The sequence below is a fragment of the Kitasatospora sp. GAS204B genome (assembly GCF_029892155.1).
GTDB lineage: Bacteria > Actinomycetota > Actinomycetes > Streptomycetales > Streptomycetaceae > Kitasatospora.
This window is the reverse complement of record NZ_JARZAG010000018.1, coordinates 124,900-141,376: the sequence shown is the minus strand read 5'-3', so window position 1 is coordinate 141,376 and position 16,477 is coordinate 124,900. Positions and strand designations below refer to the sequence as shown.

The 16,477-nt window shown below is 70.9% G+C and carries 19 protein-coding genes; 11 read left to right on the top strand and 8 right to left on the bottom strand.

The window, feature by feature from the left end:
* Positions 1-123 precede the first annotated feature (123 nt).
* Positions 124-954 carry an FAD binding domain-containing protein gene (locus P3T41_RS23860; protein WP_280692095.1) on the top strand — a complete coding sequence of 277 codons (831 nt, stop codon included), beginning with the start codon at positions 124-126 and terminating at the stop codon, positions 952-954.
* Complete coding sequence (locus P3T41_RS23855; protein ID WP_280692093.1) at positions 951-3,725, top strand: molybdopterin cofactor-binding domain-containing protein; 2,775 nt, start codon at positions 951-953, stop codon at positions 3,723-3,725. The genes P3T41_RS23860 and P3T41_RS23855 overlap by 4 nt, the downstream gene beginning before the upstream one ends.
* A 6-nt stretch (positions 3,726-3,731) precedes the next feature.
* Here the strand turns inward: P3T41_RS23855 and P3T41_RS23850 are convergent, their stop codons facing one another.
* The 4 genes from P3T41_RS23850 to P3T41_RS23835 all read right to left on the bottom strand — a co-directional run bounded on the left by P3T41_RS23850 (position 3,732) and on the right by P3T41_RS23835 (position 6,538).
* Positions 3,732-3,950 (bottom strand): cold shock domain-containing protein, encoded by a 219-nt coding sequence (locus P3T41_RS23850; protein ID WP_280692091.1) that lies wholly within the window; start codon positions 3,948-3,950, stop codon positions 3,732-3,734.
* Between the two features lie 135 nt (positions 3,951-4,085).
* On the bottom strand, positions 4,086-4,580 hold the full coding sequence (locus P3T41_RS23845) for an N-acetyltransferase (protein WP_280692090.1): 495 nt from the start codon (positions 4,578-4,580) through the stop codon (positions 4,086-4,088).
* A gap of 180 nt (positions 4,581-4,760) precedes the next feature.
* Positions 4,761-4,988 (bottom strand): hypothetical protein, encoded by a 228-nt coding sequence (locus tag P3T41_RS23840; protein ID WP_280692087.1) that lies wholly within the window; start codon positions 4,986-4,988, stop codon positions 4,761-4,763.
* A gap of 320 nt (positions 4,989-5,308) precedes the next feature.
* On the bottom strand, positions 5,309-6,538 hold the full coding sequence (locus P3T41_RS23835) for an MFS transporter (protein ID WP_280692085.1): 1,230 nt from the start codon (positions 6,536-6,538) through the stop codon (positions 5,309-5,311).
* Between the two features lie 357 nt (positions 6,539-6,895).
* Here P3T41_RS23835 and P3T41_RS23830 point away from each other — a divergent pair, with 357 nt between their 5' ends.
* The 6 genes from P3T41_RS23830 (at position 6,896) to P3T41_RS23805 (ending at position 10,788) form a co-directional block, all read left to right on the top strand.
* Positions 6,896-7,129, top strand: coding sequence for a hypothetical protein (locus P3T41_RS23830; RefSeq protein ID WP_280692083.1), 234 nt, complete (start codon positions 6,896-6,898; stop codon positions 7,127-7,129).
* A 609-nt stretch (positions 7,130-7,738) separates the two neighbouring features.
* A complete protein-coding gene (locus P3T41_RS23825) occupies positions 7,739-8,323 on the top strand; it encodes a CGNR zinc finger domain-containing protein (RefSeq protein ID WP_280692082.1) in 585 nt (194 codons plus the stop codon).
* Positions 8,324-8,584: 261 nt separating this feature from the next.
* Positions 8,585-8,881: a hypothetical protein gene (locus tag P3T41_RS23820; protein WP_280692081.1), complete on the top strand. Its 297-nt coding sequence runs from the start codon at positions 8,585-8,587 to the stop codon at positions 8,879-8,881.
* Positions 8,882-8,954: 73 nt separating this feature from the next.
* Entirely contained in the window at positions 8,955-9,482 is a 528-nt protein-coding gene (locus P3T41_RS23815; protein WP_280692079.1) for a hypothetical protein, read from the top strand.
* Between the two features lie 37 nt (positions 9,483-9,519).
* Complete coding sequence (locus P3T41_RS23810) at positions 9,520-10,059, top strand: hypothetical protein (protein WP_280692077.1); 540 nt, start codon at positions 9,520-9,522, stop codon at positions 10,057-10,059.
* A 348-nt stretch (positions 10,060-10,407) separates the two neighbouring features.
* Entirely contained in the window at positions 10,408-10,788 is a 381-nt protein-coding gene (locus P3T41_RS23805) for a nuclear transport factor 2 family protein (RefSeq protein WP_280692075.1), read from the top strand.
* Between the two features lie 212 nt (positions 10,789-11,000).
* Here P3T41_RS23805 and P3T41_RS23800 read toward each other — a convergent pair whose 3' ends face one another.
* The gene (locus tag P3T41_RS23800) at positions 11,001-11,126 is read right to left on the bottom strand and encodes a hypothetical protein (protein WP_280692074.1); all 126 of its coding nucleotides are present in this window, start codon (positions 11,124-11,126) and stop codon (positions 11,001-11,003) included.
* Positions 11,127-11,245: 119 nt separating this feature from the next.
* Here P3T41_RS23800 and P3T41_RS23795 point away from each other — a divergent pair, with 119 nt between their 5' ends.
* Positions 11,246-11,860, top strand: coding sequence for an N-acetyltransferase (locus P3T41_RS23795; RefSeq protein ID WP_280692072.1), 615 nt, complete (start codon positions 11,246-11,248; stop codon positions 11,858-11,860).
* A 79-nt stretch (positions 11,861-11,939) separates the two neighbouring features.
* Here P3T41_RS23795 and P3T41_RS23790 read toward each other — a convergent pair whose 3' ends face one another.
* On the bottom strand, positions 11,940-12,827 hold the full coding sequence (locus P3T41_RS23790; RefSeq protein ID WP_280692070.1) for a LysR family transcriptional regulator: 888 nt from the start codon (positions 12,825-12,827) through the stop codon (positions 11,940-11,942).
* A 124-nt stretch (positions 12,828-12,951) separates the two neighbouring features.
* On the opposite strand from P3T41_RS23790, the gene P3T41_RS23785 reads away from it, so the two are divergent.
* Entirely contained in the window at positions 12,952-13,920 is a 969-nt protein-coding gene (locus P3T41_RS23785; RefSeq protein ID WP_280692069.1) for an FAD-dependent oxidoreductase, read from the top strand.
* Between the two features lie 64 nt (positions 13,921-13,984).
* Here P3T41_RS23785 and P3T41_RS23780 read toward each other — a convergent pair whose 3' ends face one another.
* Positions 13,985-15,082 (bottom strand): protein kinase family protein, encoded by a 1,098-nt coding sequence (locus tag P3T41_RS23780; RefSeq protein ID WP_280692067.1) that lies wholly within the window; start codon positions 15,080-15,082, stop codon positions 13,985-13,987.
* Positions 15,083-15,277: 195 nt separating this feature from the next.
* On the opposite strand from P3T41_RS23780, the gene P3T41_RS23775 reads away from it, so the two are divergent.
* Positions 15,278-15,598, top strand: coding sequence for a hypothetical protein (locus tag P3T41_RS23775; RefSeq protein WP_280692065.1), 321 nt, complete (start codon positions 15,278-15,280; stop codon positions 15,596-15,598).
* Positions 15,599-15,844: 246 nt separating this feature from the next.
* On the opposite strand, the gene P3T41_RS36970 is transcribed toward P3T41_RS23775, so the two are convergent.
* Positions 15,845-16,393, bottom strand: a complete 549-nt coding sequence (locus tag P3T41_RS36970) for a cytochrome P450 (RefSeq protein WP_348533691.1) — start codon at positions 16,391-16,393, stop codon at positions 15,845-15,847.
* Positions 16,394-16,477: the final 84 nt, after the last annotated feature.

Sequence of the window (16,477 nt, the reverse complement as noted above, 5' to 3'; positions counted from 1 at the left end):
GCACCGGCAGCCTGGTCGATCATCCAACTCAGCCCCCCGGAGCTGGTGTCCAGCACCACTCGTCGCCGCCGACACGCGTTGCTTCAATCGCCGTATCCAGTTTGTCAAGGACGGTGGAACGACGTGGATCTGAACACGGTGGTAGAGGTGCGCGACGCCCGCGATCGCGGGGCGTGGCAGACCGGTGACGCGTGGTTGGGCGGGGGCACGTACCTCTTCTCCGAGCCGCAGCCCCACCTGCGCCGGCTGATCGACCTGAGCCGGACCGGCTGGGAGCCACTGCGGATCACCACCGGCGGCGACCTGGAGATCGCCGCGACCTGCACCATCGCGGAGCTCTCCGAGTACCCGAAGCCGGCCGGGTGGCGGGCGGCGCCGCTCTTCCAGCAGTGCTGCCGGGCCTTCCTGGCCTCCTGGAAGATCTGGAACATGGCCACCTTCGGCGGCAACCTGTGCAACTCGCTGCCCGCCGGGCCGATGATCTCGCTGTCCGCCGGGCTGGACGGCGTCGCGCTGCTGCTCGACCAGGACGGCGGCCGGCGCCGGGTGCCGGTCGCGGACTTCGTGCTCGGGGCCGGGCGCAACGTGCTGCGGCGCGGCGAGCTGCTGCGCTCGGTCACCCTGCCCGCTCGGGCACTGGCCGCCCGCACCGCCTTCCGGCAGGCCTCGCTCTACGGTCTCGGCCGCTCCGGCGTGCTGCTGATCGGGGCCGTCGACCCGTTCGACGGCACCCTCACCCTCACCATCACCGCCTCGACCGTGCGCCCGATCCAGCTGCGCTTCCCGGTGCCGCCGAACGCCGAGGCGGTGCGCGAGGCCGTCGAGAACGCCGTCGAGCCGCACGAGTACTTCGACGACATCCACGGACTCCCGGCCTGGCGGCGGCACCTGACCTTCCGCTACGCGCAGGAGATCCGTCGGGAACTGACCCAGACCCAGGAGGCCGGACGATGAGCTACTCGATCCGCGTCAACAACCAGGAGTTCGACGCCGAGCCCCGCCCCGGCCAGTGCCTGCGGACCTACCTGCGCGACCGCGGCTGGTTCGGCGTGAAGAAGGGCTGCGATGCCGGTGACTGCGGTGCCTGCACCGTGCAGGTCGACGGCCGGCCCGTGCACAGCTGCATCTTCCCGGCGGTCCGCGCCGAGGGCCGTTCGGTCACCACCGTCGAGGGTCTGGCCGAGGAAGGCGGCGAACTGCACCCGATGCAGCAGAAGTTCCTGGACGCCCAGGGCTTCCAGTGCGGCTTCTGCACGGCAGGCTTCCTGATGACCACCTCCGCCCTGGACGCCGAGCAGCTCACCGACCTGCCCCGCTCGCTCAAGGGCAACCTCTGCCGCTGCACCGGCTACCGGGCGATCGAGGACGCGATCCGCGGCGTCAAGCACACCGAGCGGCCGTGCGCCGGACAGGCCGTCGGCCGCAGCCTCGGCGCCCCCGCCGGGCCGCAGGTGGTCACCGGCACCGCCCGCTACACCTTCGACGTCGAGGTCGAGGGCCTGCTGCACCTGAAGCTGCTGCGCTCCCCGCACCCGCACGCCCGGATCCGCTCCATCGACACCTCGGCCGCCCTGCGGGTGCCCGGCGTGCACGCCGTCCTCACCCACCACGACGCCCCCGAGAAGCACTACTCCTCCGCCCGCCACGAGCACCCCACCGAGGACCCGGACGACACCCGGGTGCTCGACGACGTGGTCCGCTTCGTCGGCCAGCGCGTCGCGGCCGTGGTCGCCGACAGCGAGGGCGCCGCCGAGGAGGGTTGCCGCCGGATCGTCGTCGACTACGAGGAACTCCCGTACGTCATCGACCCGGAGGAGGCGATGCTGCCGGGCGCGCCGGTGATCCACCCGAAGGGCCCCGAGTCCCGCATCTTCCGCGCCGCGGACAACGTCTGCGGCGAGGTGCACGGGGAACTGGGCAGCGTCGAGCAGGGTTTCGCCGAGGCCGACGTGGTCTACGAGGAGACCTTCCAGACCCAGCGGGTGCAGCACGCCAGCCTGGAGACGCACGGCTGCGTCGTCTACTTCGAAGAGAACGAAGAGAACGAGGAGAACGAGGAGGGTGGTGCGGAGCGGATCGTGGTCCGCTCCAGCACCCAGGTGCCGTTCCTCACCCGGCGCGCGCTCTGCGACCTGTACGACCTGCCGATGGAGAAGGTCCGGGTGATCGCGGGCCGGGTCGGCGGCGGCTTCGGCGGCAAGCAGGAGATGCTCACCGAGGACATCGCGGTGCTCGCCGCGATGAAGCTGCACCGCCCCGTCAAGCTGGAGTTCACCCGCCCCGAGCAGTTCTACGGCGCCACCACCCGGCACCCGTTCAAGGTCACCGTGAAGCTCGGCGCCAGGAGCGACGGCACTCTGACGGCCATTCAGTTCCGGGTGGTCGCCAACACCGGCGCCTACGGCAACCACGGTCCCGCGGTGATGTTCCACAGCGTGGGCGAGTCGATGGGCGTGTACCGCGCGCCGAACAAGAAGGTCAACGCGTACTCCGTCTACACCAACGGCGTGCCCGCCGGGGCCTTCCGCGGCTACGGGCTCGGCCAGGTCACCTTCGCGCTGGAGTCGGCGATGGACGAACTGGCCCGCAAACTGGGCATCGACCCGCTGGAGTTGCGCGAGAAGAACGTCATCGGCCCCGGCGAGCACATGGAGGGCCCGTGCGGCGAGGAGGAGGACCTGCACATCGCCAGTTACGGCCTGGACCAGTGCCTACAAGTGGTGCGCAACGCCCTCGCCGACGACCGGAGCGCCGAACTGGCCCCCGAGGGCTGGCTGGTGGGCCAGGGCTTCGCGATGTCCGCGATCGCCACCGGCCCGCCCGGCGGCCACTTCGCCGACGCGACGGTGAAGCTGCTGGAGGACGGCACGTACGACATAGCCGTGGGCACCGCGGAGTTCGGCAACGGCACCACCACCGTCCACAAGCAGATCACCGCCGGGGCGCTGGGCACCACGGTGGACCGGATCGCCATCCGGCAGTCCGACACCGACGTGGTCAAGCACGACACCGGCGCCTTCGGCTCGGCGGGCACGGTGGTGGCCGGCAAGGCCGTGATGAAGGCCGCCAACGCGCTCGCCGAGCAACTCCTGTCGTTCACCGCCGAGTACGCCCGCACACCGCGCAGCCTGCTGCGGCTGACCGCCGACGCGGTGGACTGCGACGGGCGCCCGGTCTCGCTCAAGGAGATCTTCGAGGCCGCGCGCGGCAAGGGAGTTGAGCTGTCGGCCGACGGGCACTGGGGTGGTTCACCCCGCTCGGTGGCCTTCAACTCGCAGTGGTTCAGGATCGCCGTCGACCCGGACACCGGCGAGATCAGGATCCTGCGCAGCGTCCACGGGGCCGACGCCGGCAAGGTGATGAACCCGCTGCAGTGCCGCGGCCAGGTCGAGGGCGGGGTCGCCCAGGCGCTCGGCGCGACCCTCTTCGAGCAGGTCCTGCTGAACGACCGCGGCGAGGTCACCACCGCCGCCTTCCGCCGCTACCGCCTGCCCGCCTACGCGGATGTCCCGCGCACCGAGGTCCACTTCAGCGAAACCTCGGACTCCATCGGCCCGCTGGGCGCCAAGTCGATGAGCGAGAGCCCCTTCAACCCCGTCCCGCCCGCCTTCGCCAACGCCCTGCGCGACGCCACCGGCATCCGCTTCACCGAGGCCCCGTTCCTGCGCGACAAGGTGTGGCAGGCGCTGCATGAGCGGGGACGGGGGAGCGGTGAGTCCCGGTAGGCGAGGTCACTGGACGACATGGACCTGCTCCGCGTGCACCTCGCCCGAGTCGTCGCCCTCGTCGGTGACCATGAGGTAGGTGACCCGCAGGCCCTCGGTCAGGAACGGGAAGTCCTCCACGGCCGCGCGGTGCACCAGCACCTCGCGGCCGTCGTCCCCGTCGATGTAGCCGTAGCCCTTGACCTGGTTGTACCACCGGACAACCCCGCTGACCCGGTTGCTCATCGCCGACCCCTCTCGTAACTTCGCGACGGCAGAAGCTCGTTGACCGACATCGTCGCACGCTGTGGCGCTCGGAACAGCGTTGTCGCCGCATCGGGTCGGCCGTCGGTACGGGCGGAGTTCAGAGATCGAGCTGAGTCAGGTGAGATCCGGAAGGGCCAGCCAGTCCTGCCAGGAGAGGTCCCGTCCGACGTACCGGGGGCGTTCGAAGGGCCATGCCTCGGCGATCCACCGCGGGACGAGGGTGTCCAGCGCGCGCTGGAGCTCGGTGCCGACCTGGTCGTCCACCACCCACCAGGAGATCTCGGCGTCGGCGCCGGTCTTCTCCGGCGGGTCGATGTAGACGCAGCCGAGCAGGGCCGTGCCCGCGTCATCGAACAGCGCATAGTTGAAGGACTTGTGCGCCGCGATCTCGACCTCGTGCCGCACCAGATCCTCCCGGTCCTGCTCATACGTCATGGTGGCCGGCGGCCAGCCCCATGCCTCGCCGTAGATGGACCACAGACGCTGGCGCGAACCCATCACAGCCGGGTAGTCGAGCTCGGTGTCGGCGCCCGTGATCGGGCGCAGGTGGTGGCCGCCGGGGAGTGGCACGCGGACGGGATGGACAAAATCAGCAGGCAGCCAGGTCATGGGCCGGAGGCTAGCTGACGGCCTGCCGCCCCGCACCTGCTTAAATCCTGAACTCAGTGACGGTGCGGTTGGTGATGATCGCCGGATGAGGTGCCGAGGTCGTCGTTGCGTCCGGCCTTGATCCGTGGCCACCGGGCGGTCGGGCGGCGTAGCTGCTTGAAGCAGCAGTGGGCGAGCCGCTCAGAACAGCGTTGCCGCCGCGTCCGGTTGGCCGTCGGCGCCGGGCAGGGCGTCCTGCCAGGCGTCAGCGGTGGCGGTCGGCAACTGCTGCATGCTCGCCTCGCAGAGCACGAGCGAGCGGCGGTCCTTCTTGTGGTCGTGGACCACGCCGTAGCCGGGACGGCGGGTCGTCGGCATCAGGGCGACCAGGCGGCTGCAGGTGGGGCACTGGATCCGAGGTGCACGCATACGGACAGCGTGCCGCACACCACTGACACTCAGGCGGTGGCGCTTCGTGCGGCAGCCGCGCGGTGGTGGAGTGTGCGGAGGGGCGTGCGGTGTGCCTGCTTGAGGTCAGGCCACGTGCACGGCCCCCCGCACCCTGGGCCAGGGCGCGGCTGCCGCCGAGGGCTCGCGTGGTGGGGGAGGCCGCGAGCCGGGCCCCGTGCGGTGGGGCCGGGGCCTATCCAAACAGGGCGGCGACCGGTGGGGCGATTGGTGCCGGACACCGAGCGGCCGGCGGTTTCCTGGGTGATCGAACAGCGGGTCCGCCCGGCAGTTGCGAGGCTTCAGCGACCGATTGGCTGGCCATTGCGAGGGGTGGCCCGAAGCAGCAGCGGCTGTCCGGCGGCCAGCAGCAGGCAGCCGGCCGCCATCGTGAACCAGAGGGCGCCGGTCCCGGCGCGGGCGAGCAACTGGGTGCCGAGCAGTGGTGCCGCCACGGCGGCGATGCCCCAACTGGTGCCGTAGGCGGCCAGGTAGCGGCCGGCGGCGCCGGGCGGGGCGAGGTCGGCGACCATGGCGTAGGCGCGGCCGAGCAGCAGCAGGTCGCCCAGGCTCAGCACCACGGTGGAGGCCAGCAGGCCGGCCGGACCGTTCGCGATCGCGTAGCCGGCCAGGCCCGCCGCCAGCAGCAGGTAGCCCGCGCGGAGCGCGACCGGCGCCGAGAGACCGGCGAGCGGTGGCCGGCGCAGCAGCGGCTGGCCGGCCAGCACGGTCAGCGCCGAGGCGGTGTAGAGCAGCCCGGCGTCGGCCGGCGGCAGGCCGTGCCGGGCCAGCGAGAGCGGCAGCGCGAGGGTGAGTTGGAGGTAGACCAGTGCGAACAGGGTGCCGGAGGCGAGCATGGCGAGCAGCCCGCGATCCCGCCAGGGGCTGCCGACTACTGACGGTTCGTCAGAACCGGGGTCACTGGACCCGCCTGGCCGGTCTGCCGGCAGCACGGCATACACCACCACAGCGCAGGCCAGGCAACTCGCCGCATCCGCGACGAAGAGCCAGCGCAGGTCCCACCGCCCGAGCGCGGCCGCCAGTACGCCGGCCGCCAGCCCGGCCGCCGCCAGGGCCGCGTTGAGCAGGCTGTAGGCGCGCACCCGGTCGGCCGGGTCCACCGCGTCGGCGATCATCGCCTGGCTCGGCGGTTCGTACAGCTCGAAGGCGAGCCCGAGCAGCACGGCGAACCCGGCCGCGACCGCCAGGCTGCCCGCCACCGCGAGCCCGAGCTGCGCGAGGGCGCAGCCGGTCAGTCCGAGCACGATGGTGCGTCGGCGGCCCAGCCGGTCCGCCAGTCTGCCGCCGGCCAGCCGGGAGGGGATGGTGGCGAGTCCGAAGGCGGTGCCGACCAGTCCGGCGGTGGCGGTGGAAGCGTGGAAGTCGGTGCTGATCAGCACGGTGAGGAAGGGCAGCGAGAAGGCCGCGAGCCGGTTCATCGCCCGGGCCGCGACGAGCAGCCGGACGGTACGTGGCAGTGGTGGCGAACCTGCCGGGCTCGGGCCGAAGCGCATGTGGATGCCAATCGTCACTGGTGAACCATGTATCGTCAGTGACGAATGCTACAGCTCGGCCCGCGCCTGAGAAGTGACGAAGACCCCCGTGAGCCAGGAGAGAACCTGACCGGCGGGGGTCTTCCCGTGTGTCGGCTTCGCTCTTTACGACCTCCGAAAACGCAGCAGAGAGGGCCCCGGACGGGGCGGTTCGCGGGGTGGGCTCCCGGTCGGACCAGGTGCCACACCGGGCCATCGGTCCCATGGAGCCAGACGCGTTGTTCGTGCTGGGAGACGGCAAGGCGGTAACGCCCGCGCGGTGGCCGCCCGTTCGCTGCAAAGGAGCTGAGCACGGTCTCTGCGATGTCGAGAAGACTCGAGCAATGGTCAAGACCTGTGGACGAGATGACGTGCGAGCAGGTTGCGGTGCCCAGCCGGGTCAGTCCTATGCTGACGGTCGTGCAGGTACTGGGCGTGAGTAGTGAGGACGAGATGGTCGCCTGCTTCTTGAGTGGCGAGCTGTCCAGCCGGAGGTTCGGCCAGAACCTCCGGTCACATCTGGCGGCAGCCGGGCAGGCCGAGCAGGTTCTGACGCATCCCTGGTCTGCCTTGAGGGCCACCTGCGCCTGACCGCCTACGCTCTCGCCGGCTTCCCGACCGGCATCGAGTGCCTGATCGGCACCGCGCCGGCCATGGGACGCTGGGCGCGGTAGCCCAGTCGCACCAAGGTCTCGCCGCCCCAAATTGGCCCAGGCTGGTCTGTGGGCTGGTGCTGAAGCGCATGCTCACCGGAACCTGGCCCTCCTGCGTCCCTCCGTGCAGCGGATCCGCCACCTGACGCTGACCGATCTCACCAGTGCTCAGCTTCGGCAGACGGAGCTCGAAGCGGCGGTGGCCACGGCTCAGCCGGTGCCGCTTTCCGCGAGCCATGGACGGACCGGACACATGCTTGACCAGTTCACGGCCACGCTCGCCAAGGTCGCTCCCGGCAGTCCACACAACCGATCCTGGACTGACCATCGGAGGGAAGCGCATGCCTGAGATCGGACTCGCCCGTATTCTCCGTGATGATGAAGGAACCACTGAACTGATGCGGTGGGCATGGCGGGAGGCCTCGGCCGAAGCCGGGGTCCGCATCGTTCAAACCATGGGCCACTCCTGCGGGATCCCGCTCGGTCCATGCCAGCGACGGCCGCATCTCACCGAAGGTCCAGAGGCAAAGGAGTAGCTGGTCAAGTGATGTTCGACAGTCACGTCGTGAGATTGCTGGACGCCTCGGTCGCTCTGGTCAACGCGCTGACCGACGGCAGCGCACGGGGCAGGCCCTACACCGCCCCGCGCGGCGCCGAGTCGGCGCCCGCGATCGTCGCCGCCCTGCCGCCTGCCGGCACCGACCCCGACGCCATCGGTCCGGCCCAGGCCGACCACCTGATCGCCACGGCCTGGCGAATGCGCGAGATCTTCGAAGCGGTGGACGCCGGCGACCTGGACGCCGCCGCGGCCACGCTGAACGTGCTGCTGCGCGCCGCCGGCGCCCGACCGCAGCTGGACCGGGTGGCCGGGGAACCGTGGCAACTGCACTTCCACGGCCGCGACGACACCCTCGCGGTGGGCTGGAGCGCCGGGTGCGCGACCGCCTTGGCGCTGGCCATCGGCAGCGACCTGGCCGGCCGGTTGGGCGTCTGCCAGGCGCCGCGCTGCGACCGGGTGTACGTGGACGGATCGCGGAACGCGGCGAAGCAGTTCTGCTCGACGGCGTGTCAGAACCGGGTCAAGGCCGCCGCATTCCGGGCCCGGCGCGGGGGCAGCGGGAGCGGAGGCTGAGGGGGGTTCAGCTGCCGCTCGCGCGTCGCGCGATGGTGACGGTCGCCGGGCGAGCGTCCGTCAACCGGCGGCTGGGCAGATCGCCGAACTACTGCTGCCGTGAGAACACGGAAGCCCTGCTCGGCAACCAGAAAGCGCTGCGCGGTGTTCATGCAGACCTGCCGATCACTCAGGCCGCCAGACCCGCAAAGGCTGTGGATCCCACCACCCCTGGCCGAACTCCTCCACCAACTCGCCGACGCGCCGTACCAGCGCTCCGCCATGACCCGAACCCTCACCGGTCAGCCGCCGTGGCTGTTCCCCGGCGTCGTTCCCGGCCGTCCACTCAGCCGCAAAGCGTTCAACGACCGGCTCGCGCGCCAGGGCATCCACACCAGAGCCGCCCGCACCGCAGCCCTCATCGCCCTCGCCACCGAGCTACCCGCACCGGTACTGGCCGACCTCCTCGACATTCACATCCATACGGCGCTGAGGCCCGCCACGCGCCCCGGTGGCGTCTCTGGAGGGCCGAGTAGAAGACTTCGAGCATCCATCTCATCGACACTGGGCAAGAATTGATGTTCATTCCGTTGGCTTCGTTCAGCGCGGGGCTGCCCGGGGCGCCCCGCTCATCATCGTGAGGAGACCTGGCTTGACTGTCTCATGGGATCTGCTGATATCCACGGCAGGTGGTGTCACCGCAACGGTCGTGGGCGTCATCGCCGGCGGTGTCGTCGGGCGCCGCGGCCAGCACCAGCAATGGCTGCAGGGGACGCAGACCGCCGCCTACGAGAAGTTCCTGCAGGCGTTCGGGGCCGTGGAGGCGGAGCTGCGCGAGGCATTCCTCGACGAGCGGAGGCCCGCCGTCGACTGGGTGCCGTTCGTGGCCGCCCAGCACTCGGTGAGCCTCGTTGCCGACCCGGCGACCAGCACAGCAGCCGAGCGGGTCTGCGAGACCCTGGAGGACTTCACCATTCTCTTCCACGGCCGTCAGCCGACCGACCTCGAAGAACTGCGGCCGATTCATACCGCACTGGGCGAGGCTCACCTGAGCTTCGTCAATGCGGCCCGCTGTTCCCTCGCCCCGTCCCAACGGCGCCTGGACCGATCACTGGGCGGCCCCTCGCCCTGGCGGGGCGTCGAGTCCTTCTACACCCGACCTGACAGAAGCCTCGACTGAGCCTTGGCTGGACGTCCGACTGAAAGGTAGGAATATCATGAATCTCCCTTGGGGAACCCTCATATCCACCGCCAGCGGAGTGGCCGCGACGATCCTGGGCATCCTCGTAGGTACCCGGGCCGGGCGCCGCAATGAATCCGGGCAGTGGATACGCGATCGGAAGATTGCGGCGTACGAGCGCCTTCTCCAGAGCTTCGGCGCGGTCGAGATCGGCATGCGCCACGCGTACTGGGAGCAGCGCGAGCCGGTGGGGATCGACTGGGAGGAGTGGAACGCCGCCTTGGTGTCGGTCAGCCTGGTGGCCGACACCGATGTGGGGATCTCTGCGGAGCAACTCGCCTCATTTGTGGGGGAGTTCAGTGCCTTCCCGTTTGGAGAACCAAAGGACATGACGCTACTTCGTCAGATTCATACGAAACTCGACGCTGCACAACGGGAGTTCGTCGACGCTGCCAGGCGATCGATCCACGCGTCAGACACGAAGCAAGTCCCCTGGCGTTTGGGCGGTCCGCCACCCTGGGGTGAGCTTGAAGAGATCCATCAGCGAGACAACGACATCGGTCGCGTCATCCCCTGAACCACATGGGGTTCGGAGCGTCACGGGACAGGCACAGCCGCTCCCAGGCGCGCTGCCGGGGCAGTTCCTCACGGTCCGCCTGCGGCCGGGCCCACGGGCCGCCCCGGTCATCCGCAACTACTCGCTCTCCGGCCGACCACATGTGACCGGATGCATCCGTGGCCGAGGGCGCCACCGTCGATGGCGCGATACGCGTCCAAGGCCGCCGACGGAGCACCGGTTTGCGGGCGGTCGGCGCGGCTGCCTAGCGTGGTTGGGTGAGGAGGGGGGAGAATACCGGCGGGGTGGATCGGTTCCCGCGACCCAGGACGTCGGGCGCGTGGTGCTCCGAGCGAAAGGGCCATGACGATGGAAGCGACGGTTGCCCGGGCTCTGCTGGACCGGCACTGGGCCGCATCGAACAGCGGTGACGCGGACGCGGAACACGACATCTACGCCGACGACGTCATCGTCGAGTACCCGCAGTCCGGCGAGGTCATCCGCGGCAGGAGCAACATCCAGGCACTGCGTACCCAACATCCCGCGGTCCGGACCTTCACCGTGCGCAGGATCCTCGGAGCCGGCGATCTCTGGGTGACCGAGTTCGTGCTCACCTATGACGGCAAGCCCACGCAGACGGTGAGCATCATGGAGTTCTCGGCAGGACGCGTGGTGAGGGAGACGCAGTACTTCGCTGACCCGTTCGACCCGCCGGCCTGGCGGTCGCAGTGGGTCGAACCTGGGGAATGATCCGCCAGTGGGGCTGATGGTGGTCACGGCAGGTGTAGTTCGTGATCCGGGTGGTGCTGGCGCCGGTCGGCGAGGTGGGGGGCCGGGTTCGGACAAGACGATGGCCGTTGCGATCACGACGAGGCGTGACCCGTGATCAGGAAGCGGCGGCTCTGACCGCCAAGATCGACCGGGCCTTGCTTGCGGCACCCGGAGCGGAAGCTGAGGGGGGTTCAGCTGCCGTTGTCGCGTCGCGCGATGGTGACGATCTCCGGGCTCGCGTCCGTCAGCGGGCCGCTGTGCAGATCGCCGAACTGCTCCTCGACCACCAACCCGGCCCCCGCCAACGCCGCCGCCACCCCGGCTCGGTCCAGGAACCGCAGCGTGCTGCTGCTGCGCCGCTCGGAGAGTTCCCACGCAGCACAGCAGCCGGATAATCGAACCGCACTCGCGCCGGTGGTGACGTACCCTCGCGGCCATGACCACAGACGCCCCCGCCGAGCTGCTGATCCGGCCCGAGACCCCCGAGGACCACGACGGGATCCGCACGGTGCACGCCCGCGCGTTCGGCGACAGCGAGCGGGTGCCGAGGCTGGTCGACACGCTCCGGGCCGCCGAGGCGGCGCTGCCGCCGCTCTCCTTCGTCGCCACCGTTGACCAGCGGGTGGTCGGGCACGTGCTGCTGAGCGCGGGCCGGCTGGACGCGCTGCCCCGGTTGGTCGACGTGTACTCGCTGTCGCCGCTGGGTGTGCTGCCGGAGTATCAGGGGCGCGGCATCGGCAGCCGGTTGATCGAGGACGCGGTCGGGGCGGCCGATCGGCAGGGTGTGCCGCTGGTCTTCCTGGAGGGTTCGCCGAGCTACTACCGCAAGCGGGGCTTCCTCCCGGCGGAGGAGCTGGGCTTCCGGCCGCCGACGTTGCGTTACCCGCCGGGCGCGTTCCAGGTGGTCAGGCTGTCGGCGCACCAGGAGTGGATGACCGGCACCTTCGTGTACTCGGAGACCTTCTGGGCACTGGACTGCGTTGGCCTGCGCGGCGCGCGACTGACGGCGGCGAGTGGCGGGCGGGTGGCTGCGGATCAGGGGAGCGAGTAGCCGTTCCGCTCTCCCAGCACCCGCGCGGGCTGCGCGGCGGGTCGCCGGACGGAATCGGGCAGACCCTGGGCGCTGGGACTCAACGCGGGCCGTCCGGAGCGATCATGGCCAGCAGGAGCCGCACCGTACGGGAGTCGGCTCTCGGGTCGTAGGCGAGGCCGAGGGTGACGGTGGGGGTGGGGTCGGCCAGGCGGCGCAGCCGGACTCCGGGGACCCGGAGCGTGCGGGCGCGGCCTTCGGGGATCGGGGCGATCCCGTGTCCGGCGGCCACGGCGAGGAGCAGTTGCTCGTCGTCGGGCTCTTCGCGGACGATCCGGGGGCCTTGGCCCGGCCAGAGTTGACCGGTGATCAGGTCGTGCATGCCGGGACCGTTCTCCCGGGGCCACAGGATCACCGGTTCGGCGCAGATCCGGCGGCGGCTGATCCTGGAGTGCGACCTGGCGAGCGGGTGGTCGGCCGGGACGGCCAGGAGGAGTTCCTCCTCCGCGATGACGTGGCAGGCCAGGTCCGGAACGTCGAGCGGTGGGCGGACGAACGCGGCGTCGAGCCGCCCCGCGAGGAGTTCCACGGTGTTGTGCGCGGTCCAGCCGGTCTGCGCCCTGAGGTCCACTTCGGGATGGCGGTGACGGAAGGCGGCGACCAGGGCGTCGGCGGGACCGCCGCGCGCAGAGCGGGTGTAGGCCAGGCGCAGCCGCCCCTGCCGTCCGTCGACCGCTGCGGTGATCCGTTCCTCGGCGGCCGCGACCTGCTCCAGCACCCTGTTCGCCTCCTCAGCCACCAGCGCGCCGATCGGTGTGAGCGTGCAGCCCGCGTTGCCCCGTTCGATCAACCGGGCGCCGATCTGCCGCTCCAGGGCCTTGATCTGCTGGCTGAGGGCGGGCTGCGCGATGTGCAGCCGCCGCGCGGCCCGGGTGAAGTGCAGCTCCTCGGCGAGCACGGCGAAGTAGCGCATCCGACGCAAGTCCATCAGCCGATGATAAGCGCCACTTATCACTCGTGACCAGGACGGTCTTGGACACCCTCGGGCGAACCGGCTTTCCTGGGCTCAGCCCGTCGACGTCCGGTCAGCGGCGGACCCGAAGGGGAAGTTCATGCTGGACGTTGTGGTGATCGGGAGCGGGGTCATCGGGCTGACCAGTGCGCTGCGCCTGCAGCGGGAGGGGGCCCGGGTGGCGATCGTGACCGCCGACCCGCCGCTGTCGACGACCTCGGCCGTGGCCGCGGCCGTGTGGTACCCGTCCGGCGTGGCGGACGGCAGCCGGGTCCGGGCCTGGTCCGCGAGCACGTTCGCCGAGCTCGCCCGCCAGGCCGCCGGTGAGACCCCCGGGGTGACGATGCGCACCACCCGCATGCTGACGCACCAGGACACTCCGGACGTGCCGTGGTGGGGGGCGCCCGTCTCGGACCTGCGCCGGCTGGAGCCGGCCGAACTGGCTGAGCTGGCGGCTCCCTACGCGGGCGGCTGGGAGTTCACTGCTCCCTGCGTCGAGATGCCGGTGTATCTGGCGCTGCTCCTGGACCGGTTCCTGGAAGCCGGCGGTGAGTTGATCCAGCAGCGGCTGAACACCCTGGAACAGGTGCGTGGTTGGGCATCGACCATCGTCAACGCGAGTGGACTCGGCGCTCGCCGGCTCTGCGACGACCAGGCGCTGCATCCGGTGCGCGGACAGGTCGTCCTGGTGCGCAACCCGGGCCTGACGACCTCCCTCCGGGTCCAGGACAACTCCGCCGGATACACCTACGTCCACCCTCGCAGCACCGACGTCGTGCTCGGGGGCACCTTCGACGAGGGCAGTTGGGACACCGCCGTCGACCCGCAGACCGCGCGGTCGATCCTGCGCCGCTGCACGGCCCTGGTGCCCGAACTGCGCGGCGCCGACATCACCGGCCAGCTGGTCGGACTGCGCCCCGCGCGCCACGGCGGCGTCCGGCTGGAGGCGGACGACCAGACCTTGCCCGGCACCCGGCTCGTCCACAACTACGGCCACGGCGGCGCCGGCGTGACGCTGTCGTGGGGATGCGCGAACACCACCGCGGCCCTGATCGGCGCGACGTCATGAATGGCGAGGCTCGGATCGGTGAAGTGGCGCTCGCCCATGCGGTGTGGTGGGTGGCGAGCGTGGATCAGGAAGCCAGGGGCCCGCCCTCGCCCAGCACCCGGCGGAGCTCCGCCACCGGGTAGGGCGTTCGGCGGCTCTCCCGCTGCAGCTGCCGGTAGAACTCCGTCATCACCAGCGCCAACGGCGCGTGCCGGAGCAGGATCGCCTCGGCCGCTTCGGGAATCACCTCGGGCGCGGCCGCCGGGCGGGTGCCCTCGGTGTACGCGCGCAGCAGCGCCCTGCGGTGTGCGGCGTCGCCGCCGTGGAGCTCGGTCAACAGCCAGTGCACCAGGTGGGTGAGCGCGTAGCAGTGGTCGTAGCTGCGGTGGCGGTCGACGAACTCGGCCTCCTCCTGGGACAGTTCGAAATCGTCGGCCAACGCGAGACCGTAGTCGGCGAAGTAGAGGCGCCGGCCGTCGGTCAGGATGTTCGCGAAGTGCGCGTCGAAGTGCAGCAGCCCACGCGCGCGCAGGAAGGCGGCGGTGGCGGTCAGCTCCCGCTCCACCATCACGCACGCCCGGTCGGCGGCCCGCTCGCCGGCGCGCAGCTGCCGGCCGAGCCAGCTGTGCAGGGTCTGCGGCAGGTACTCCAGGAACAGCACCACGCTCGCCGAGGCCCGGGCTAGCGCCTCGATCCGGTGGCGCACCTCGGCTCGCCCGTCCCAGTAGGCGACGGCCCGTTCGATGTCGGCCAGTTCCTCGGGCAGGGGTTGGACGGGGCCGGGCAGCACCCGGGCGTGGTGCAGCAGTGGAAAGCCCTCGTGCTGCCCGGCGAGCACCCAGTCCGTCGTCCTGCGGTGCACGGCGAGTTCGCGCCAGGCGCCGAAGCCGGGGCCGCCGATGCCGTAGTGGCAGAAGGCGGGCAGCGCGAACAGATCGGCGGTGGACCCGCGGTGCTCGGGCAGCAGCTCGAGCTCGGTGAGCGGCACCCGCTTGACGAAGACGGGCGTCCCGGCCACCTCCAGCCGGGACACCGCCCCGCCGATCCCGGTGCCGATCGGCGTGGCCGACTCGACCAGCCGGCCCAACTCCCGCTCGCCGCAGTCGTTCAGCGCGGCGGCGACGGCGTGGTGGGCGGTGAGCCGCGCGTCGCGGTCGTCCTCGGCAGGTATCGGGATCTGCACGGGGCGGGCCTCCAGACGACGGTCGATCCTGCAGCAGCTTAACGACATTGCGCCGTGTTCATCGTGATGAGATCGTGGCAGCCGTCGTCAAACCGAGACCTATGCAGGCCCCCGCAAGCTGCCCACCTGCACCAACACCTACCCAACAGGCCGCCACGGAGGTAAGGTCAGCCGCCCCACCTCGAGAGGACGAACATGGCCCTCCCTGACGACTGCACCCTGCTGCGCCGATGCGACGCCGAAGGCCTCACCGAGAGCGACCTCGCCGCCATCTACAGCGTGCCCGTCGACCAGATCAGCGCGCGGTTCGCCGCCATGAACCGCGCCATCGACACCGCGCAGAACCGCGAGACGACCGAACTCATGGCCGCGATCCGCCACTACAAGGCCACCGGGCAAGGAGCTGCCGACGCAGTCCTACGGGCGCATCGCCGCGGCTGGACAGCGGAGCGGATCCGCAGCAGGACCGGCGTCGACATCGACACCGTCCACCAGATCCTCGCCGACGCAGCCTGAAGCCGGCGATCACGACGGGCTCCCGAATCGTCCGAGCTCGTGCCATGGTCCGCCACGGGAGCCCTGTCACCCTGTCCAGTCCCCGCCATCAGCCACGTCACCGCGTCCGTCACTGCCGTCTGCCTCTCCGCCGGGCCCACGCCGGCAGGCCCATGCGCCACTCGCGCCAGTACGACACCGTCCGGCCGCGCAGCCTGCGAGAGCCAGAACGTCGAGCCGCCAGATCGCCGGCGACTCCCCGCACGGTTACTGCTGGGCAGCACGTCGCGGCCAGAGGCGGACGGGCAGCGAGCGCAGGCTGTTCAGCGCGATCGCCGGATAGGGCACCAGCTCCTCCTCGGGCACGGCGAGCGTGAGCGCGGGGAAGCGCTCGAAGAGGGCACCCAGCGCGATCCGTGCCTCGAGACGGGCCAGTTGGGCGCCCGGGCAGATGTGCGGCCCGTGGCCGAAGGACAGGTGGCGGCCGGTACCCCGGGTGAGGTCGAAGCGGTCCGCGTCGGGGCCGTGCTGCCCGGGGTCGTGGCCCATGGCGCCGTAGGCCATCAACACGGGCTCGCCCTGGCGGACCAGCGTGCCGGCGACGTCGATGTCCTCGGTGGCGTAGCGGAACAGGAAGTTGTTGACCGGCGAGGCCCAGTGCAGGGTCTCCTCGACGACGTCCTCCCAGCTGTGCGTGCCGGCCAGGACCAGCGCGAGTTGACCGGGGTTGGCGCACAAGGCGCGGACGGCGTTGACGATCAGGTTCACCGTGGTCTCGTGACCGGCGGCGACGATGACGCTGAGGGTCCCGAGCAACTCCTCCTCGGTGAGCCGGTCGCCCTGCTCGCTCGCGGCGATCAGCGCACTGGTGAGGTCGTCGCCCGGCGCCCGGCGCCCGGC